Raw genomic sequence first — 16,439 nt, forward strand, 5'->3', positions numbered from 1 at the left:
GCCACCTTAAGTCCGTTGGACTTAAGCGCGTTGGAGGTTTCACGCAGCTTGGCCGCCACCTGCTCGGGGGTGGTGTCATTGATAAACGCACCCATGGCAGCTTCGGAGCCAGCGAGGAACTTCAACTTATCTGCCGCACGCCGCGGAGATGTCAGCTCAAGGTGGAAGCGGCCCGCAGGACGCAACACAGCATCCAGCGGAGCCTGGTGCCAAGCGGCAATGTACGGTGTGGGCGAGTCGTAGAGGTTGTCCAGGGTGCGCAGGACATCCAGGTACATGGCCGCCAACTCATCACGTTCTTCATCGTTGAGTGCAGCAAAGTCGGGCACGTGACGGTGTGGGGTGAGATGTACTTCAATGGGCATATGAGCAGCAAAGGGAACATATGCGCTGAAGTGCTTGCCCTGGGCGATCATGCGCTCACCGGACTCGGACTCCTTGGCGACGATGTCACCGAGCAAGGTGGCACCGCCGTCGTGCTTGTCAAAGAATGCACGTGCAGCATTGGCCATGACCTGGCTGCGCGGGGGTACATAGGAGTAGGCATAAATCTGGCCGTGCGGGTGGTGCAAAGTGACGCCAATGTCCTGGCCGCGGTTCTCAAACGGGAACACCTGCTTGATGCCCGGCAGTGCGCTGAGCGCCTCCGTGCGGTGCGCCCAGGCATCAATGACGGTGCGAGCACGCTCCGTGGAAAGCCCACCAAAGGAACCGGTGTGCTCGGGCGTGAACGCAACCACTTCACAACGGCCAAAGGCACGGCCCATCGTTCCCCACTCAGGGATTTCCGGAACCAGTCCCACTGCCGGGCCCAGCGACGGGAAACGGTTTTCAAACACGGCCACGTCGTAGCCGGAGTCGGGAATTTCAGAGAGATTGGCGCCCGTGGTGGGACACAGCGGGCACTGATCGGCCGGGGGCAGGTATGTGCGCGACTGGCGGTGCGCGGCAACAGCAACCCAGTCACCGGTCAATGCGTCAAAGCGCAATTCCCCGGTGTTCGCTTCCGAACGGGGGTCAAGCGGGCGGGTGTCACGGGCCGTGTGGGCGTGGCCCGTGTTCCCGTCATCAAAGTAAATAAGCTCGCGGCCATCGGCCAGGGAAGTGGTGGTGGCGATGGTCATGATGACTTTCTGTTTGATGGGCTCATGGCATCCATGGGCGCCGGGGCCTTGATGAAGTGGGGCACGCGGGAAGCGAACAATTCGGTGGTGGTGGTGCTGGTGGCGTCGTCGGTAATGATGGTGTCCACCGCGGACAATGCTGCGATGGCTGCCAGGGAGCGGACATGGAACTTGGTGCTGTCCGCCAGGATCACCAGGCGCGACGTGGCTTCAATGAAGGCGGCGTTGGTCTCGGCCTCCAGCCAGTTGGGGCTTGTCAGCCCGCGCTGTGCATCCAAGCCGTGGACGCCCATGAAGCAGATATCGGTGTTCAGGTGGGTCAACGCCATGCGTGCCACCGGGCCCACAAGGGCCTCTGAGGGTGTGCGCTCCCCACCCGTGACAATGACCTTCAAATCGGAGTTACCTTGTTGGCGGTACAGCAATTCGGACACTTTAAGCGAGTTGGTGACAACCGTCAGCCCTTGCAGACGATCAAGTTCGCCAGCCAGTGCGATGGCAAGCTGATAGGTGGTGGTCCCGCCCGTCAGCGCAAGCGTCATCCCGGGATGGACAAGCGCCAGGGCCTGCTGCGCGATGGCGCCCTTTCCCGCAGTTTCCTTGTCCACATTGAGCAGGAAGCCGGGTTCCAAGGCGCTGAGCCGGGCCAGCCGCATGGCCCCACCATGGATCTTCCGAGCCAACCCGCTCTGATCCAGGGCTTCAATGTCCCGGCGAATGGTCATCTCACTGACATTGAGGGTCGTGGCAACATCTGCCACGCGTACTGCTTCATGGAGTTGGAGCTCCTTGAGGATGCGTGCTTGACGCTCTGGTGCCAGCATGAGAGGTCCCCTAATCTCGACGTGTCAAGTAAACAGTTTCAAACAAAAGTTTACATTACGAACTGAATTTTCGCAGCAGTTGACGAGAAACCACTGCGATTGCGACTCACTTTGAAGGTAGCCTAGTGCCTATGACTAATCCCACAGACACGGCAGGATCCCGGGCCGCCACCGGCGCGCAGTTCACTTTGCGACGCGGGGATGCCACCGCCATTGTTACGTCCCTTGCCGCCGGGCTCCGGCACTATGACAAGGCAGGGACGGCGTTGGTGGAGACGTATCCGCTGGATGTCATAGCACCCGGTGCTGCCGGAATCACCCTGGCGCCCTTCGCCAACCGTGTGGACGGTGGACTGTGGACCTTGGACGGGGCAGACCAGCAGCTGGACATCACCGAGGTTGCGCGCCACAACGCCATCCACGGATTGTTGCGGAATACCGGCTACTCCGCGTTGGAGAGCTCCGAGACGCATGTGCTCCTTGAAGCCGTGATCCACCCTCAGCATGGTTATCCGTTCCTGGCCCGCCACCAGGTCCGTTACGAGATCGACGAAGCAGGGCATTTGCGCGTCGCGCAGACTCTTGTCAATGACTCTTCCCATCCGGCACCGTTCGTGCTGGGTGCGCACCCGTATTTCACGGTGGGAGACGTCGCCGCCGAGCAGTTGCGGATACAGGTCCATGCCGACACCTACCTGAGTGCCGATGACCGCATGATTCCCACGGGCGCCGTCGCGGTGTCAGGGCGGTACGACCTCCGCCAGGGCAAACCCGTGGCTGAATCCATCATGGACACCGCATTCACCAACTTGTGCACGCACGACGGCGTAGCTCGGCACACGCTGACCGCCCCGGACGGGCGCAGCGTGAGTTTGTGGCACGACGGGAGCGTGAGCTACGTCCACGTGTTCGTCACCAACGAGTTCCCCGGCCGTCCTTTGGCGGTTGCCATGGAACCGATGAGCGGACCGGCGAATGCGTTCAACTCCGGAGATGGGTTGCGTTGGTTGGCCGCGGGAGAGTCCTACACCATGAATTGGGGCATCGAATCGAGTGTATGAGTGCAGGCACCAGCGCTGGCGCCACACTGAATAGGGTCGACGGTTTACGAATTTTTGCTCTATAGGGAATTATTGCTGTATGACGCCAATACAGCAGGAGCCAAAGAGCTCCGCAAAGTACGACTCATCCGTGGTGCCATTTGGAATCCATGTGGCCGGTGCCTGGGCCTGGCGGGTTGGCTTGATCCTTGTCGTGGGCGCCATGCTCGTATGGATCTTGGGCCAAATCAGCATCCTGATCATCCCGGTCATGGTGGCGGCCCTGCTGGCTGCGTTGCTACTGCCGTTTGTGAAGTTGTTCTCGAAGGCTGGCCTGCCTCGCGGACTCAGCGTGGCCATTGCCGAGGTTGGGCTCATTGTGGCCGTCGTCGGTGGTTTGTTTCTTGTGGGCCGCCAATTGGTTGCCGGGTTCGCTGAGCTGAGCCAGCAAGCCATCACCGGGTTGATCAAGATCCAGGACTGGCTGCAATCCGGACCACTGGGTTTGAGCAACGACCAGATCAGTGTGTACCTCAACGAGGCACTCGATGCCGTGCAGGGCAACACTGACGTGATCCTGTCCAAGGCCTTGGGGGTGGGCAGCAGCTTTGGCCATTTTTCCGCCGGCCTCCTGCTGACCTTGTTCATCCTGATCTTCTTCTTGCTGGAAGGCGAAAAGATCTGGGAGTTCCTGGTACGGTTCTTCCCCCGCCGTGCCCGGCCCGCTATTGACGGTGCCGGGCGCCGCAGCTGGGTGTCGCTGGGTAACTACGTGCGCATCCAGGTCTTGGTGGCCGCCGTGGATGCCGTGGGCATCGGCGCAGGTGCCGCCATCATCCAGGTGCCCCTGGCCCTGCCGCTGGGTGTGTTGGTGTTCGTTGGCTCCTTCATCCCCGTGGTGGGAGCGCTGGTCACAGGGGCTGTGGCCGTGCTGCTCGCCCTGGTGGCCAACGGGTGGGTCAATGCGCTGATCATGCTGGCCATCGTCTTGGCAGTGCAGCAGCTGGAAAGCCATTTGCTGCAGCCGTTCATCATGGGACGTGCAGTATCACTGCACCCCGTGGCCGTGATTCTGGCCGTGGCCGCAGGGTCCAGTGTGGCCGGCATCCTGGGCGCCTTGTTTGCCGTTCCATTCCTGGCTGTGGCGAATTCCGCTGTGCGTTACATTGCCGGGCGACAATGGCGCAACGACCCGGCCCTGCCGGACATTTACGGGCTGCCGCAACCTGTTCCCGACAGCGGCACCAACGGCGGCACCAGCCTCGATGCCGAGTCCGACGTCGAAGGGGCACCACAAGTGCCCTAGGCACGCCCCGCTTTACATTTCAGTCCTTGAAGTTCCGTAGAGAAAGAGTAAGTACCGTGAACGCAAATAGCGATCTCCCCGTCACCCTTGCAGATGTAGAACATGCTCGGGAGTTGCTGACGGAGATTATTGCAGTCACGCCAATTGAGAGTTCACGTGCTTTGGGGCGGATGACCGGTTCCGACGTCTATTTCAAGTGCGAGAACCTGCAGCGTGCCGGCTCGTTCAAGGTGCGCGGCGCGTATGTACGCATGGCCCGCCTGTCGCCGGAGGAACGTGCCCGCGGCGTGGTGGCGGCATCAGCCGGGAACCATGCGCAGGGGGTGGCCGTTGCCGCCAAGGCGCTGGGTATCAAGGCTCGCATTTACATGCCCGTTGGTGTGGCACTGCCCAAATTGGCGGCAACCCGGGGCCACGGGGCAGAGGTAATTTTGCATGGTTACAACGTGGACGAGTCCTTGGCCGAGGCAGAGCGCTACGCCAACGAGACAGGCTGTGTGTTTGTCCATCCGTTCAACAACGTCGATGTGGTTTCCGGACAGGGAACCATCGGCTTGGAAATCCTGGACCAGGTGCCCAACGTGGACACGATCATCATGGGTGTTGGTGGTGGCGGACTTTTGGCCGGGGTTTCGGTGGCCGTGAAGGCTCGCGCCAAGGAATTGGGGCGCGAGATCCGGGTGATTGGTGTGCAGGCCGAAAATGCTGCAGCCTACCCTCCGTCACTGGCCGCCGATGCTTTGGTGCCGTTGACGAAGGTGTCCACCATGGCTGACGGGATTGCCGTGGGACGCCCGGGGCAACTGCCTTTCTCGATCATTCGTGAGTTGGTTGACGAGGTAGTTACAGTCAGCGAAGACGCGCTGGCCCGGGCCTTGATCTTCTTGCTGGAGCGCTCAAAGATGGTGGTGGAGCCTGCCGGTGCCGTGGGTGTTGCCGCACTCATGGAAGGCAAGATCGAGAACCCGGGAACCACCGTCGTCGTCCTCTCCGGCGGCAACATTGACCCAATGCTCATGCTCAAGGTCATCCAGCGTGGACTGGCCGCTGCCGGGCGGTTCCTGACGGTGCGCATGATGCTCAATGACCGTCCAGGCTCGCTGGCGACGATCTCACGCATCATTGCTGAGAATGACGCCAACGTGACCGGTGTGGATCATACAAGGGTGGGTGGTTCCATCTCCATGGGGGATGTCTCCATCACCGTCAATCTTGAAACCAAGGGCCATGAACACTGTGAGCTGGTACTGACTGCATTGCGTGCCGAAGGCTTCCAGCCGATTGTGGTGCACTAGGGTTTTACGCTTGCATTAGCGCCAACGAGAAAGGGCCACCCGGATTCCCGGGTGGCCCTTTTATACTTGTGCGAAGTCCGTATATTAGTTCTCGTACGGCTTGGCGGAGATGATCTCAACATCGATGGTGCGGCCATTGGGGGCCACATAGTCCAGCTTGTCGCCGATCTGTTTGCCCATGATGGCTGCGCCGAGGGCAGAGCGTTCGCTGAACACTTCCAGCTCGCCTGCTCCAACTTCGCGGCTGCCCAGCAAGAAAGTGGTTTCATCGCCAGCGATGTTGGCAACGACCACCATGCCCTGCTCCACAATGCCGTCGTCGGCGGGTGCTTCCCCGACACGGGCGTTGCGCAGCATTTCACTGAGCTGACGGATGCGGGCTTCGATCTTGCCCTGCTCGTCCTTGGCTGCGTGGTAGCCGCCGTTTTCCTTCAAGTCGCCTTCTTGGCGGGCCTGCTCGATCTTGCTGACAATTTCTGCTCGGCCGGGGCCTGAAAGCTGGGTCAGTTCAAGCTGCAGCCGGTCAAACGCTTCTTGCGTCAGCCATGCAGAAGGCGCACTGTTAGTGGTAGGCACGTAGTTCTCCTCGAATGTACAAATGCAAAGGCCCCGCTGCAGCTAATCCACTGAAGGCTCAGGCCGGTGCACCTTTATGGGCGCACAATCCACGCACTGATAATTCAAAGACTGACTAAGCGGGGCAGATGGTAATAGGGAACAGTTTAGTCAATAAGACGGATAAACCCAAGAATCGACGCGGGCAGTGTTACGTGGGGGTGACTATCCAGCAGTTTTCAACGACGCCGGTCACAGCCAATGAATCAGTTCGCAGTTCCCCGCGGACGATGGTGGTGCGGCCATTTTCAGAACCCACGTCCTTGCCGTTGGGCCCAATCGTGATGACATTCCAGCCGACCACGGCGTAGGAGGAGTTCATGGCCTTGATGGCACACTTGGCTGTGGCAGCTGGGGCCTTGGTCACCGCCAAGTCCACTGTGGTCATGGTGCTGTCAACCACGTTGTAGCTCAGGAGTTTGTTCGAAACACCCGTGTTTCCGCCAACAACCACCCACAGCACCCATGTCACTGACAGCACTGCTGCCACGATCAGCAGAATTTTTCGGGTCTTTTTGGACACTCCCCGCTTGGGTGTTCCGTATCGATTGGTTAGGCTGGTAGGTGCTGGAGAATCAGAAGTTGTCACTGCATCCACTTGTGTCTGTTCCGCGGCTGGCCGCGGTCTGGCCGCCCATTGAAGCGGGCGTTGGTACAAGGCAAGTTTAGCGTTCATTTGGTAGGAAGTTTTTTTGCCCGTGTTTCCCATGAATCGAAGGTAGCGTCCGTGAACAACAACAACGAGATCCCGGCAACCGAGCCGTTGCGGCTTTTGGCTGTTCATGCACATCCCGATGATGAAGCCAGCAAGGGTGCGGCCATGATGGCCTCCTATGTTGCGTCGGGGGCCGAGGTCATGGTGGTAACGTGCACCGGTGGTGAGCGTGGGGATATTCAAAACCCCGGCCTGGTGGGTGACGCCCATTCGGCCAGGGACATGGCAGGTGCGCGCAGGCTGGAAATGGCCAGGGCGGCCAAGATTCTCGGCATCCGCCACCAATGGTTGGGGTTCACCGACTCAGGACTGCCTGAGGGCAGTCCGCTGCCGGAACTGCCAGTCAACTGTTTTGCGCTGACCCCACTTGAAACTGCAGCCGCACCGCTGGTGCGCCTTGTACGCCGCTTCAGGCCGCACGTGATCGTCGCCTATGACGAGAACGGTGGCTACCCGCACCCCGACCACATCATGGCGCACAAAATTGCGGTTGAGGCGTTCAATGCTGCCGGGAACCCTGATCTATATCCCGGCACCGGTCCCGCTTGGGAGCCGCTGAAGTTGTACTACGACTTGGCGTTCAACCCGCACCGCTTCCGGGCCCTGCATTACGCGTTGGAGGAAGCCGGTCTCGCGTCGCCTTATGCCCAACGCCTCGCCGCCTGGCAGGAGGCGGACACTGAAGGGCACACTCCGCCCGCAAGCAAATACGCGGCCACCACCCAGATTGACTGTGGTGATTACTTTGAAACCCGTGATGCCGCTTTGCGGGCGCACGCCACCCAGGTGGACCCCGACGGGTTTTTCTTCGCTGTCAGCCCGCAAATGCAGCGAAGGGTGTGGCCATGGGAAGATTATGCTCTCATTGAATCTCGCGTTCCGGCCGCTACGCCCGAGCATGACCTGTTCGCTGGCCTACGATAGACAGTGGACGTTTCCCGCTGACACCTTGCCTGCCGGGGATGAAACGAAAGACGAATTGTGCACACACTGATTTTGCTTGCCACCGACCCTGCCATCCCCACCCAGCCCGGTTTGCGGCCGGGACTGACTGAAGATCAAATCACCCCGGGGTTTTTGGGCTTCGTGGTGACCTTCGGCATTGTGGTGATCATGTTCTTCCTGATTCGCGACATGGCCAGGCGCATTCGCCGCGTGCGCTACCGCGCTCTGGTTGAGGAGCAGCGCATTGGTGAAATGCATGACCCTGATGCCGAGTACATGGGGATCCCCATCATTACGAGCGACCCTGGGAAACCCGTGGACGGCCCGGCTTCCGTGCCGGAACAGAAGTAGACTTTCGTCATGAACCGGCTGGCTGGTGAACCAAGTGCCTACCTTCGCCAGCACGCCCAAAACCCGCTCGACTGGCAGCCATTCGATGACGCAGCCTTTGCCGAGTCCGTGGCACGTGATGTCCCCATTTTTCTCTCCGTGGGGTACGCGGCATGCCATTGGTGCCATGTCATGGCGGGGGAGTCCTTCGAGGATCCAGCGGTTGCCGCGTACTTGAACGAACGCTTTGTCGCCATCAAGGTGGACCGTGAGGAACGCCCTGATGTGGACGACGCCTACATGGCTGCGACCCAGGCCCTCAGCGGCCAGGGCGGCTGGCCCATGAGCGTTTTTCTGACCCCGGACGGCAAGGCTTTTTACGCTGGCACGTACTTCCCTCCAACGCCCGGCTCCGGGCGACCGTCCTTTCTGCAAGTGTTGAAAGCAGTCCATGAGGCTTGGACGCAGCGCCGCGACGAGGTGGAGAGGACCGCAGCTTCCCTCGCCGAAGCGTTGGCCCAGCCCATGTGGCAGGTGCGCACTGAGGCGCAGTCCGCCGTCGAGCTTGGCACAGGTGAACCGGACGCGGGGCAGGGGCCGGACTGGAAAACTGCGGCAGCCGCGGCTGTGGCTGCCATGTCCGCTGCCGAGGACCGCATCCACGGTGGATTTGGCCAAGCCCCAAAATTCCCGCCGACACCCGGGTTGGAATTCTTGCTGCGACAGGCTGCCAGCGGGGCTGGGGACACCAGCGATCAAGCGTTCGCACTGGCTGGACGGACGCTGGGCGCCATGGTGCATTCGGCGCTCTTTGACCAACTGGGCGGCGGATTTGCCCGGTACAGCGTCACCGTCGACTGGTCTGAACCGCACTACGAAAAAATGCTCTACGACAACGCTGGCCTGCTGCAGGCGTTGGTGCACTGGATACGGCTTGCCGAAGGCCGCCCGGAGGTACCTGGTGAAAATTCGCCAGAGGACAAGGCGCCGGTGTCTGGGGGTGTGGAGCAGCTCAGTGTTGCTGATGCCAAGGACGCGACGTCGGCACTGATCGGCTGGCTCATGACGGAGCTGCGTCTGCCCGGTGGTGCGTTCGCGTCGTCATTGGATGCGGACACTGTGATTGACGGAGTCCACCACGAGGGGGCCAGCTACCAGTGGAGTGAAGCCGAGATTCAGGCCGCAGCCCAACAGACTGTGGCAGCCGAAGCTGCAGTGGGTGAAGGTGCAGCGGGCGACGGCCAGCAGGCCGGGGAATTGGCGGCCGGGGTGACAGCGGCCATGGGGATCCCCGGCGCTGCCGGCCGGGGCGGTCCGTTGAACCCAGGCCGCGCGCTTTCTGCCACGGAACACATCCAATGGGCAAGGATTAAACCAGCGCTGCTGCAAGCCAGGGCGCTGCGGACCATGCCGGCGCGCGATGACAAGGTGGTGGCTTGCTGGAATGCCATGCTGATGGGCGCCCTGGCTGAAGCAGGCATGGTGCTTGAGGTGCCCGCTTACGTGGCGGCCGCCGTCGAACTTGGCGAATACCTGCGTGAGGTGCACTGGGACGGGGAACTGTCCCGGGTGTCCCATGACGGGCGCTCGCGTGGGATCAAGGGCCTGCTGGAGGACTACGGCGCCTGCGCAAACGCGTACTTGACGCTATACGCAGCCACCGGGGAACGCCGCTGGTTTGAGTTTGCCGGGGAACTGGTGGAGTCGCTGGAAAGAGATTTCATTGCCGACGGGGTCGTGTTCAACCACAGCGCCGGTGGTGTGCACGGGCCGTTGCAGGGCTCACGTTTTGCCGACCCCTTTGACAACGCAAGCATCAGCGGCGTGGCGTTGCTGGCCGGGGCGTTCATTTCCTGGTCGGCATACACGGGCTCAAACCGGCACCGGCAGATTGTCGAGAACATGCTCGCGACCGTGCCGGAGCTCGCGCAGCGGGCGCCACGGTCAGTGGGCGGTCTGCTGAGTGCGGCGTTGGCATTCGCAGCCGGGCCTCTTGAGGTAGCCGTCGTGGGGCCAGCTGGTGCCGTACGGGATTCCATGGTGTGCCAGGCGTGGCATTCGGGTTCCCCCGGCATGGTGATAGCCGTGTGGGACGGCATGGGGAGGCCCCCCGTCCCGTTACTGGAAGGGCGGGGCCTGGCGTCGTCGTCGAGTGAACTCGCGGGTGGAGAACTGCCAACACTGGCGCATGTATGCCAGGACATGGTGTGTGCCAGGCCGGTTTCAACCGTTGCGGACCTCGCGAAGCTGCTGTAGCTGAGTGCTACGGGAAAACGACCAGGACCACGGCGATGAAGTGTGTGGCGAAACCTGCCACGGTCAGTGCGTGGAACAGCTCGTGGAAGCCAAAATGCCGGAGGCTGAAGTTGGGCTTCTTGATCCCGTAGACAACTGCTCCAGCGATATACATGGCCCCACCAGCACAAATGAGCACTGTGGGGACCACTCCCGCCTCCCAAAATTCAGGCAGGAAGAACAATGCCGTAGTGCCCAGCAGCACGTAGATGGGAACGTACAGCCACCGCGGGGCCCCGGCCCATACGACGCGAAACAGTACACCGGCCACGGCACCAATCCAGATCATCCACAGCAGCAACGTCGCCGTGGAGCGCGGCAGCATCAAAGCGGACAGCGGCGTGTACGAACCAGCGATGACGATCATGATGTTGCTGTGGTCGATGCGCCTGAGCAGGGCCTTGGCCTTGGGTGACCAATTTCCTCGATGATATAGTGCACTAGTGCCAAATAAGAGCACGCCTGTGGCTGCGTAAATGGCGCAGGTGACTTTGGCCAACACGCCCGGAGCCAGTACAACCACAATGATGCCGGCGATCAAGACAACGGGTGTCATCCCAGCATGGAGCCAGCCGCGCCACGATGGTTTTTTCTCTATTGCGAGGAGGGCGCTCATGGATAAATCATATCTCGCCGTGTAGACCGGCTGCGGCCCGGTAACAAGCTGCACAGTCTGCCTTGGCCGCGAATCCTGCCCCGGGCAGGTAATCTAGTCCTAGCAAGATTCGAAGGCCGCAGGGCCGCTATTGGCAAAGGTTCGGTGTACTCTCATGCGACTGTCTACCGATTCTTTGCGCATGCCCAAGGTGTTGTACAACTACTACGAACGGCGTTTGGCGAAGGAAATTGAGCCGGGCAGCGTGCCGGCGCACATAGGCGTCATGGTTGACGGCAACCGGCGCTGGGCGAAACAGTTCAACGCGGCCACCATGCAGGGCCATCAGGCTGGTGCTGACAAAATCCTCGAATTCCTTGGCTGGTGCCAGGACTTGGGCGTCAAGGTCGTCACACTGTACATGCTCTCCACCGACAACCTGAGCCGCTCACCCGAAGAGCTTGATGAACTGATGAACATCATTGCGAACACTTTTGACGTACTCGACGCCGACGTCAACATCAGTGTCCACGCCATGGGTGCCCCCGAGATCTTGCCGGATTACTTGGCCGCACGGCTTTCCTCCCTGACGGCTCGTGTGCCGGCCACTGAACGCATCCACGTCAACATGGCCATTGGTTACGGGGGTCGGCGTGAGATTGTGGACGCCGTTCGCGAACTGCTGCAGGCAGCAGACGCCGACGGGCGCACCATGGCCGAGGTTGCCAGCACCCTGAGCGTCGATGACATTTCCAAGTTCCTGTACACGCGCGGGCAGCCGGACCCGGACCTTGTCATCCGCACATCAGGGGAGCAGCGCCTGTCCGGCTTCCTGATGTGGCAAAGCGCCTACAGCGAATTCTATTTTTGTGAAGCGCTGTGGCCGGCCTTTAGGAAGATCGACTTCCTGCGTGCCTTGCGCGACTACGCCGGGCGAAGCCGCCGTTTCGGCAGTTAGGCCAAGGACCACGTGCAAAGTCACCACCGCTCAGAAATGATCCTCGCGGTTGTCCTCGCCAGTGCGGCCGGATTTGTGGACGCCGTGGGCTTCATCCACCTGGGCGGATACTTCGTCTCCTTTATGAGCGGTAACTCCACACGCGGCGGAACGGCTCTGGCCGAGGGCAACTGGACCGGTTTTGCCATAGCCTTCGGTCTCGTCGCAGCGTTCCTGACGGGAGTTGTGAGCGCAGCCATCCTGCGCAGGTTCGTCCGCTCACGCAAGCGGATGGCCGTGTTGCTGTACGTGACGGCGGCGCTGACGTCAGCCGTCGTACTTTTTGATTTGGGGATTGGGGGCTGGCTGGCGCCGGCCATCATGGCCCTGGCGATGGGCGCTGAGAACGTCATTTTTGAGCGCGACGGCGAGGTCAGTATCGGTTTGACGTACATGACCGGCACGCTGGTGAAGATGGGTCAGCACATTGCCAACGCGTTGACCGGCGGCCAAAAGACGCTGTGGGTGCGCTACCTTGCGCTGTGGATTGCTTTGACGAGTGGTTCAATTATTGGCGGGTTCTCCTACTTTGCGTTTGATTTGAACGCGCTGTGGATTGCCGTGGGCGTGCTGGTGTTGTCCGTATTTTTCAACAGTTGGCTCCGCACCCGGCCCGCCCGGCGCGCGGCCATCAGGGTGGCACTGGAAGACACTTCGCGTTAACCCAACCGTTGCCCAACGTTCGTCGGTGCGGCATGGCGTGGCGTTGCCGCTCGGACCGATTGCCGCGTAGTTTGGCAGTACGGAGGGCAACTCCGCCCGCCGCACCGATGAGGAATCCGGACGCGTCACTGCTCCGGAAGGCTGGAGTCGACATGACACAGGTTGGCAACCGCGGGCAGCAGGAAAACAGCCCGCGCACAGGATCCAAATTACGCACGTACGTGCTTGACACTTCCGTCCTCTTGGCCGATCCTCGGGCGATCATGCGTTTTGCCGAACATCTGGTGATCCTGCCGATCGTGGTGATTTCCGAACTCGAAGGGAAGCGCAACGATCCCGAGTTGGGCTACTTTGCCCGTACCGCCCTGCGGCTCCTCGATGACCTGCGCATCCAGCACGGCGGGCTGGGCAAACCTGTTCCCCTCGGGGACGACGGCGGGAGCTTGTCTGTGGAGCTCAGCCACGTTTCGCTGGAGGTGCTTCCAGCGGGCATGCGCGGGACGGACAATGACTCCCGCATCCTGGCCGTTGCACGGAATCTGGCCAATGAAGGGCACAATGTCACCGTCGTGACGAAGGACGTGCCGCTGCGTGTGAAAGCGTCGGCGCTGGGTTTGGCTGCTGAGGAGTACCGCAACGAACTGGTCCCCGATTCGGGCTGGACCGGCGTGAGTGAAATTGCGGCGACGGAGGCGGAGATTGTGGCGTTGTACAACCACGAACCGGTGCCTATCCCGGATGCTGCCGTGCTGCCGGTGAACACCTCGCTGATCATCACGAGCAACCGCGGCTCCGCATTGGGCCGGGTGGGTGCTGATCAGCAGGTCCGGCTGGTTCGTGGTGACCGGGAAGTCTTTGGCCTGCACGGCCGCTCCGCCGAGCAGCGCCTGGCCTTGGATTTACTGCTGGACCCCGAAGTGGGCATCGTCTCGCTGGGCGGGCGTGCCGGCACCGGCAAGAGTGCCTTGGCCCTTTGCGCCGGACTCGAGGCAGTGCTGGAACGCAATGAACACCGCAAGGTGGTGGTGTTCCGCCCGTTGTTTGCGGTGGGCGGCCAAGAGTTGGGCTACCTGCCTGGTTCCGAGGGGGAGAAGATGAACCCGTGGGCGCAGGCCGTCTTTGACACCCTTGGCTCGGTTGTTTCACAAAATGTCATGGATGAGGTCATGGACCGTGGCATGTTGGAGGTGCTGCCGCTGACCCACATCAGGGGGCGTTCGCTGCATGACTCCTTCGTCATTGTGGATGAGGCGCAGTCCCTGGAGAAGAATGTGCTGCTGACGGTCATGAGCCGGATTGGCCAGCGCTCCAAGATCGTGTTGACGCACGACGTCGCTCAGCGTGACAACCTCCGCGTCGGCCGCCATGACGGAATCGTGGCGGTGGTTGAAACGCTCAAGGGTCATCCACTGTTCGGCCATGTCACCTTGACGCGTTCGGAACGTTCACCGATTGCCGCGCTGGTGACGGAAATGCTGGAGCGTGCTGAAATCTAGGGAGCTAGGGAGCTAAGAGTGCGTGGACGCAGTTCGGGTGCTTCCGCCTCATGGCTGCATGCTTTGACGAATGATTTCCACGTCGTGCCCGTCGAGCGGCACCAGACCGAGCCTGAGCTGGTAACCCCAGTTCGGCCCGGCTGTCAGGTGGAGCCTGTCACGCAGCGCAGCAAGCGGCACTGGCCGTAAAGGAAGGTAGTTGACACGGCGCCGGAATGGCTTGAACGTGCCCTCGTCCGCCTGCCAGATGTCGTCGTCGGCGATCACCCCGAAGGCAGTGAACTCACGCAGCGGGGCAGCGTCCCCCATCTGCTCGACCGGCGAGTAGTAGATGAGGGTGTCACCGGCCCGCATGCGGGCGAGCGGGGCGCGTTTGCCGTGGCCGATTTGCGCAATGCCGAGTTCAACCCCGCGGCGAACATGGTCGGCTGCGACGACGCCGAGCCAACCGTTCATGTCCTGCCTGCTCTCACTGTTGCTGGACGCGGGGGCGTCAATGGGATCCCAGGCCTGCTTGTTCGCAGGCGGCGGCTGCTCGCCAACTTGGCCGTCGATTGCCTCGTGCAGCAAGTCGGCGTGACCAGTGTGGCGTGCCGAACTCCACCCAGTCTTCCTCGACCAGAGCCAGATGATGGAGCAGTCCGGCGAGCATCAACTCGGCCTCAGTGCCAACAGGGTTGGGATCGTTTCGCATCTTTTCATTCTGCCAGTGCGCAGGGGCTGGCTAGGAGTCCGGACCCAGGTCCCAGGGGATGTGGGCACGCACATCCGTCAGGCCCATGCTGACTTCCTCAAAGAGGTCATCGAGCATGTATTCGTCGACGCCGTGCAGCAGGATCCAGTGACCGGCGCCGGCTGTGGGGCCGTCAAGGGACTGTGACGCCACGCAAATTCCTGTTTCCACGTCGATGCGGACGGCAGTGCGGCCTGGGAACAGCAAGGGCGCATCGGCAAAGAGTGGCCGGTAGCTTGAGTTGGGTGTCAGCACTGCCTCAACGGCGTCGCGTCCGTGGTGGGAGAGCACGGCAATGTCGTCGATCTCCGCCACATTGGCGAACGGTGCCTCCAACGGGACGGGCTTGTCCCCCGCCAATTCCACGGGGTCCAGCGCGGCAGCGGCCCGTCCCGTGCCATACGCCGGTTCACCGTACCGCGCCTCAGGGCGCCGCACCACAAAGCCGTTGCCGTCCTTGACGGGGTTCACCAGCGATGGCTGCAACAGCCACGGCTTGCGGTTTCCACTGATGAACAACGAATCCCGTGACTCGTTGATCTTGGTGGTACTTGCCAGCAACTTCCCATCCAAAGTCTCAACACGCAGGGCACCGGGACGGCGAACCCAACAGTTCATCTCCAGCACCGGGGCAACACCGCCAGAGCCGGCACCTCCCGGCATCCAACTGGTGCCGGCGGCGCCGTCGGCCGTGTTGGGAAACTTGCGGTGCAGCTCAAAGCGCACAGTCTGCCAGCGCCACGGGGAGGAGCGGCAAAGGTGCCGAAAAATATCGGCAGAGTAAACGGAGGCATTCATATCCACAGCTTAGCCCCGAGGGCGCAACAAGGGGCCCGAACGGTGTCGCCATGGCGTAGCATCGCGCTATGGTCACACGGCTGATGGACATGTGGGAAAGCAGCTTGTTTGCTGTCCTGTGTGTATTGATCGCCTGCCTGTACCTGCTCTGGCTGGCTGTGGTGCTAAGCATCGTCGACATCCGCACCCACACGCTTCCCAACCGCTACCTCCTGCCCGCCTATCCCATCGCCGGGGTGCTGCTGCTCGTGGCGGCGCTGGCCGCAGGAAACCCGCAGTACGTGCTCAGCGCGGTCGGTGGAGCTGCGGCATTGGCTGCCCTGTACTGGCTGTTGTGGTTCGCCTACCCCGCCGGGATGGGCTTTGGCGACGTGAAACTTGCAGGAGTGTTGGGTCTCTTCCTGGGCTTCCTGGGCTGGCAGCACGTGTTCCTCGGGGCGGCCGCAGGTTTCATCGTCGGAGGACTGTGGGGCTTGGCCCTGATTATGAGCGGCCGAGGCACCGCAAAATCGGCCATCCCGTTTGGACCGTCAATGCTGGCTGGGGCGCTTGCCACAATGCTCCTGCTACCCGGCTGACTCTACCCAGATCATGCCGCCCCGCTAGGCTGAAGTCATGGGATCACCAGACTTCATCATCAAGCTGCGCGAAAAAATTGGCCACGACCC

17 protein-coding genes are annotated in these 16,439 nt (G+C 61.5%); 10 read left to right on the forward strand and 7 right to left on the reverse strand.

All coding sequences use genetic code 11. The features are described 5' to 3' along the window. Together galT and Q4P21_RS06970 are read right to left on the reverse strand one after the other, a co-directional pair. The coding region (galT, locus tag Q4P21_RS06965; RefSeq protein WP_303388070.1) for a galactose-1-phosphate uridylyltransferase at positions 1–1,124 on the reverse strand (1,124 nt) is incomplete at its 3' end. Then, positions 1,121–1,948 (reverse strand): DeoR/GlpR family DNA-binding transcription regulator, encoded by an 828-nt coding sequence (locus Q4P21_RS06970; RefSeq protein ID WP_207345221.1) that lies wholly within the window; start codon positions 1,946–1,948, stop codon positions 1,121–1,123. The genes galT and Q4P21_RS06970, both read right to left, overlap by 4 nt. Positions 1,949–2,079: 131 nt before the next feature. Between Q4P21_RS06970 and Q4P21_RS06975 the strand changes: the two genes are divergently transcribed. The 3 genes from Q4P21_RS06975 (at position 2,080) to ilvA (ending at position 5,589) form a co-directional block, all read left to right on the forward strand. Then, on the forward strand, positions 2,080–3,009 hold the full coding sequence (locus Q4P21_RS06975; protein ID WP_303388071.1) for an aldose 1-epimerase family protein: 930 nt from the start codon (positions 2,080–2,082) through the stop codon (positions 3,007–3,009). A gap of 79 nt (positions 3,010–3,088) precedes the next feature. After that, positions 3,089–4,294: an AI-2E family transporter gene (locus tag Q4P21_RS06980; protein WP_303388072.1), complete on the forward strand. Its 1,206-nt coding sequence runs from the start codon at positions 3,089–3,091 to the stop codon at positions 4,292–4,294. Between the two features lie 56 nt (positions 4,295–4,350). Further along, entirely contained in the window at positions 4,351–5,589 is a 1,239-nt protein-coding gene (ilvA, locus tag Q4P21_RS06985) for a threonine ammonia-lyase (protein ID WP_303388073.1), read from the forward strand. Positions 5,590–5,673: 84 nt separating this feature from the next. On the opposite strand, the gene greA is transcribed toward ilvA, so the two are convergent. Together greA and Q4P21_RS06995 are read right to left on the reverse strand one after the other, a co-directional pair. After that, positions 5,674–6,165: a transcription elongation factor GreA gene (gene greA / locus Q4P21_RS06990; RefSeq protein WP_303388074.1), complete on the reverse strand. Its 492-nt coding sequence runs from the start codon at positions 6,163–6,165 to the stop codon at positions 5,674–5,676. A gap of 190 nt (positions 6,166–6,355) precedes the next feature. Next, a complete protein-coding gene (locus Q4P21_RS06995; RefSeq protein WP_303388075.1) occupies positions 6,356–6,727 on the reverse strand; it encodes a DUF4307 domain-containing protein in 372 nt (123 codons plus the stop codon). Between the two features lie 204 nt (positions 6,728–6,931). Between Q4P21_RS06995 and mca the strand changes: the two genes are divergently transcribed. Genes mca through Q4P21_RS07010 form a run of 3 tightly spaced genes read left to right on the forward strand, consistent with a single transcriptional unit; the run spans position 6,932 to position 10,450 of the window. Beyond that, complete coding sequence (mca, locus tag Q4P21_RS07000) at positions 6,932–7,843, forward strand: mycothiol conjugate amidase Mca (RefSeq protein WP_303388076.1); 912 nt, start codon at positions 6,932–6,934, stop codon at positions 7,841–7,843. A gap of 57 nt (positions 7,844–7,900) precedes the next feature. Beyond that, a complete protein-coding gene (locus Q4P21_RS07005) occupies positions 7,901–8,215 on the forward strand; it encodes a hypothetical protein (RefSeq protein WP_303388077.1) in 315 nt (104 codons plus the stop codon). A gap of 9 nt (positions 8,216–8,224) precedes the next feature. Continuing rightward, positions 8,225–10,450: a thioredoxin domain-containing protein gene (locus Q4P21_RS07010; RefSeq protein ID WP_303388078.1), complete on the forward strand. Its 2,226-nt coding sequence runs from the start codon at positions 8,225–8,227 to the stop codon at positions 10,448–10,450. A 7-nt stretch (positions 10,451–10,457) separates the two neighbouring features. Here the strand turns inward: Q4P21_RS07010 and Q4P21_RS07015 are convergent, their stop codons facing one another. Beyond that, positions 10,458–11,105, reverse strand: a complete 648-nt coding sequence (locus Q4P21_RS07015) for a hemolysin III family protein (RefSeq protein WP_303388079.1) — start codon at positions 11,103–11,105, stop codon at positions 10,458–10,460. Between the two features lie 175 nt (positions 11,106–11,280). Here Q4P21_RS07015 and Q4P21_RS07020 point away from each other — a divergent pair, with 175 nt between their 5' ends. The 3 genes from Q4P21_RS07020 (at position 11,281) to Q4P21_RS07030 (ending at position 14,240) form a co-directional block, all read left to right on the forward strand. Then, positions 11,281–12,042, forward strand: a complete 762-nt coding sequence (locus Q4P21_RS07020; RefSeq protein ID WP_303388101.1) for an isoprenyl transferase — start codon at positions 11,281–11,283, stop codon at positions 12,040–12,042. Positions 12,043–12,054: 12 nt separating this feature from the next. Next, complete coding sequence (locus tag Q4P21_RS07025) at positions 12,055–12,744, forward strand: YoaK family protein (RefSeq protein WP_303388080.1); 690 nt, start codon at positions 12,055–12,057, stop codon at positions 12,742–12,744. Positions 12,745–12,896: 152 nt separating this feature from the next. Further along, positions 12,897–14,240, forward strand: a complete 1,344-nt coding sequence (locus Q4P21_RS07030; protein ID WP_303388081.1) for a PhoH family protein — start codon at positions 12,897–12,899, stop codon at positions 14,238–14,240. A gap of 48 nt (positions 14,241–14,288) precedes the next feature. On the opposite strand, the gene Q4P21_RS07035 is transcribed toward Q4P21_RS07030, so the two are convergent. After that, a complete protein-coding gene (locus tag Q4P21_RS07035) occupies positions 14,289–14,810 on the reverse strand; it encodes an EVE domain-containing protein (protein ID WP_303388082.1) in 522 nt (173 codons plus the stop codon). Between the two features lie 154 nt (positions 14,811–14,964). Next, positions 14,965–15,771, reverse strand: a complete 807-nt coding sequence (locus tag Q4P21_RS07040; RefSeq protein ID WP_303388083.1) for a hypothetical protein — start codon at positions 15,769–15,771, stop codon at positions 14,965–14,967. 68 nt (positions 15,772–15,839) lie between these two features. Here Q4P21_RS07040 and Q4P21_RS07045 point away from each other — a divergent pair, with 68 nt between their 5' ends. Then, positions 15,840–16,349, forward strand: coding sequence for an A24 family peptidase (locus Q4P21_RS07045; RefSeq protein WP_303388084.1), 510 nt, complete (start codon positions 15,840–15,842; stop codon positions 16,347–16,349). The last annotated feature ends 90 nt before the right edge of the window (positions 16,350–16,439 follow it).

This window comes from Arthrobacter sp. (genome assembly GCF_030540645.1).
GTDB lineage: Bacteria > Actinomycetota > Actinomycetes > Actinomycetales > Micrococcaceae > Specibacter.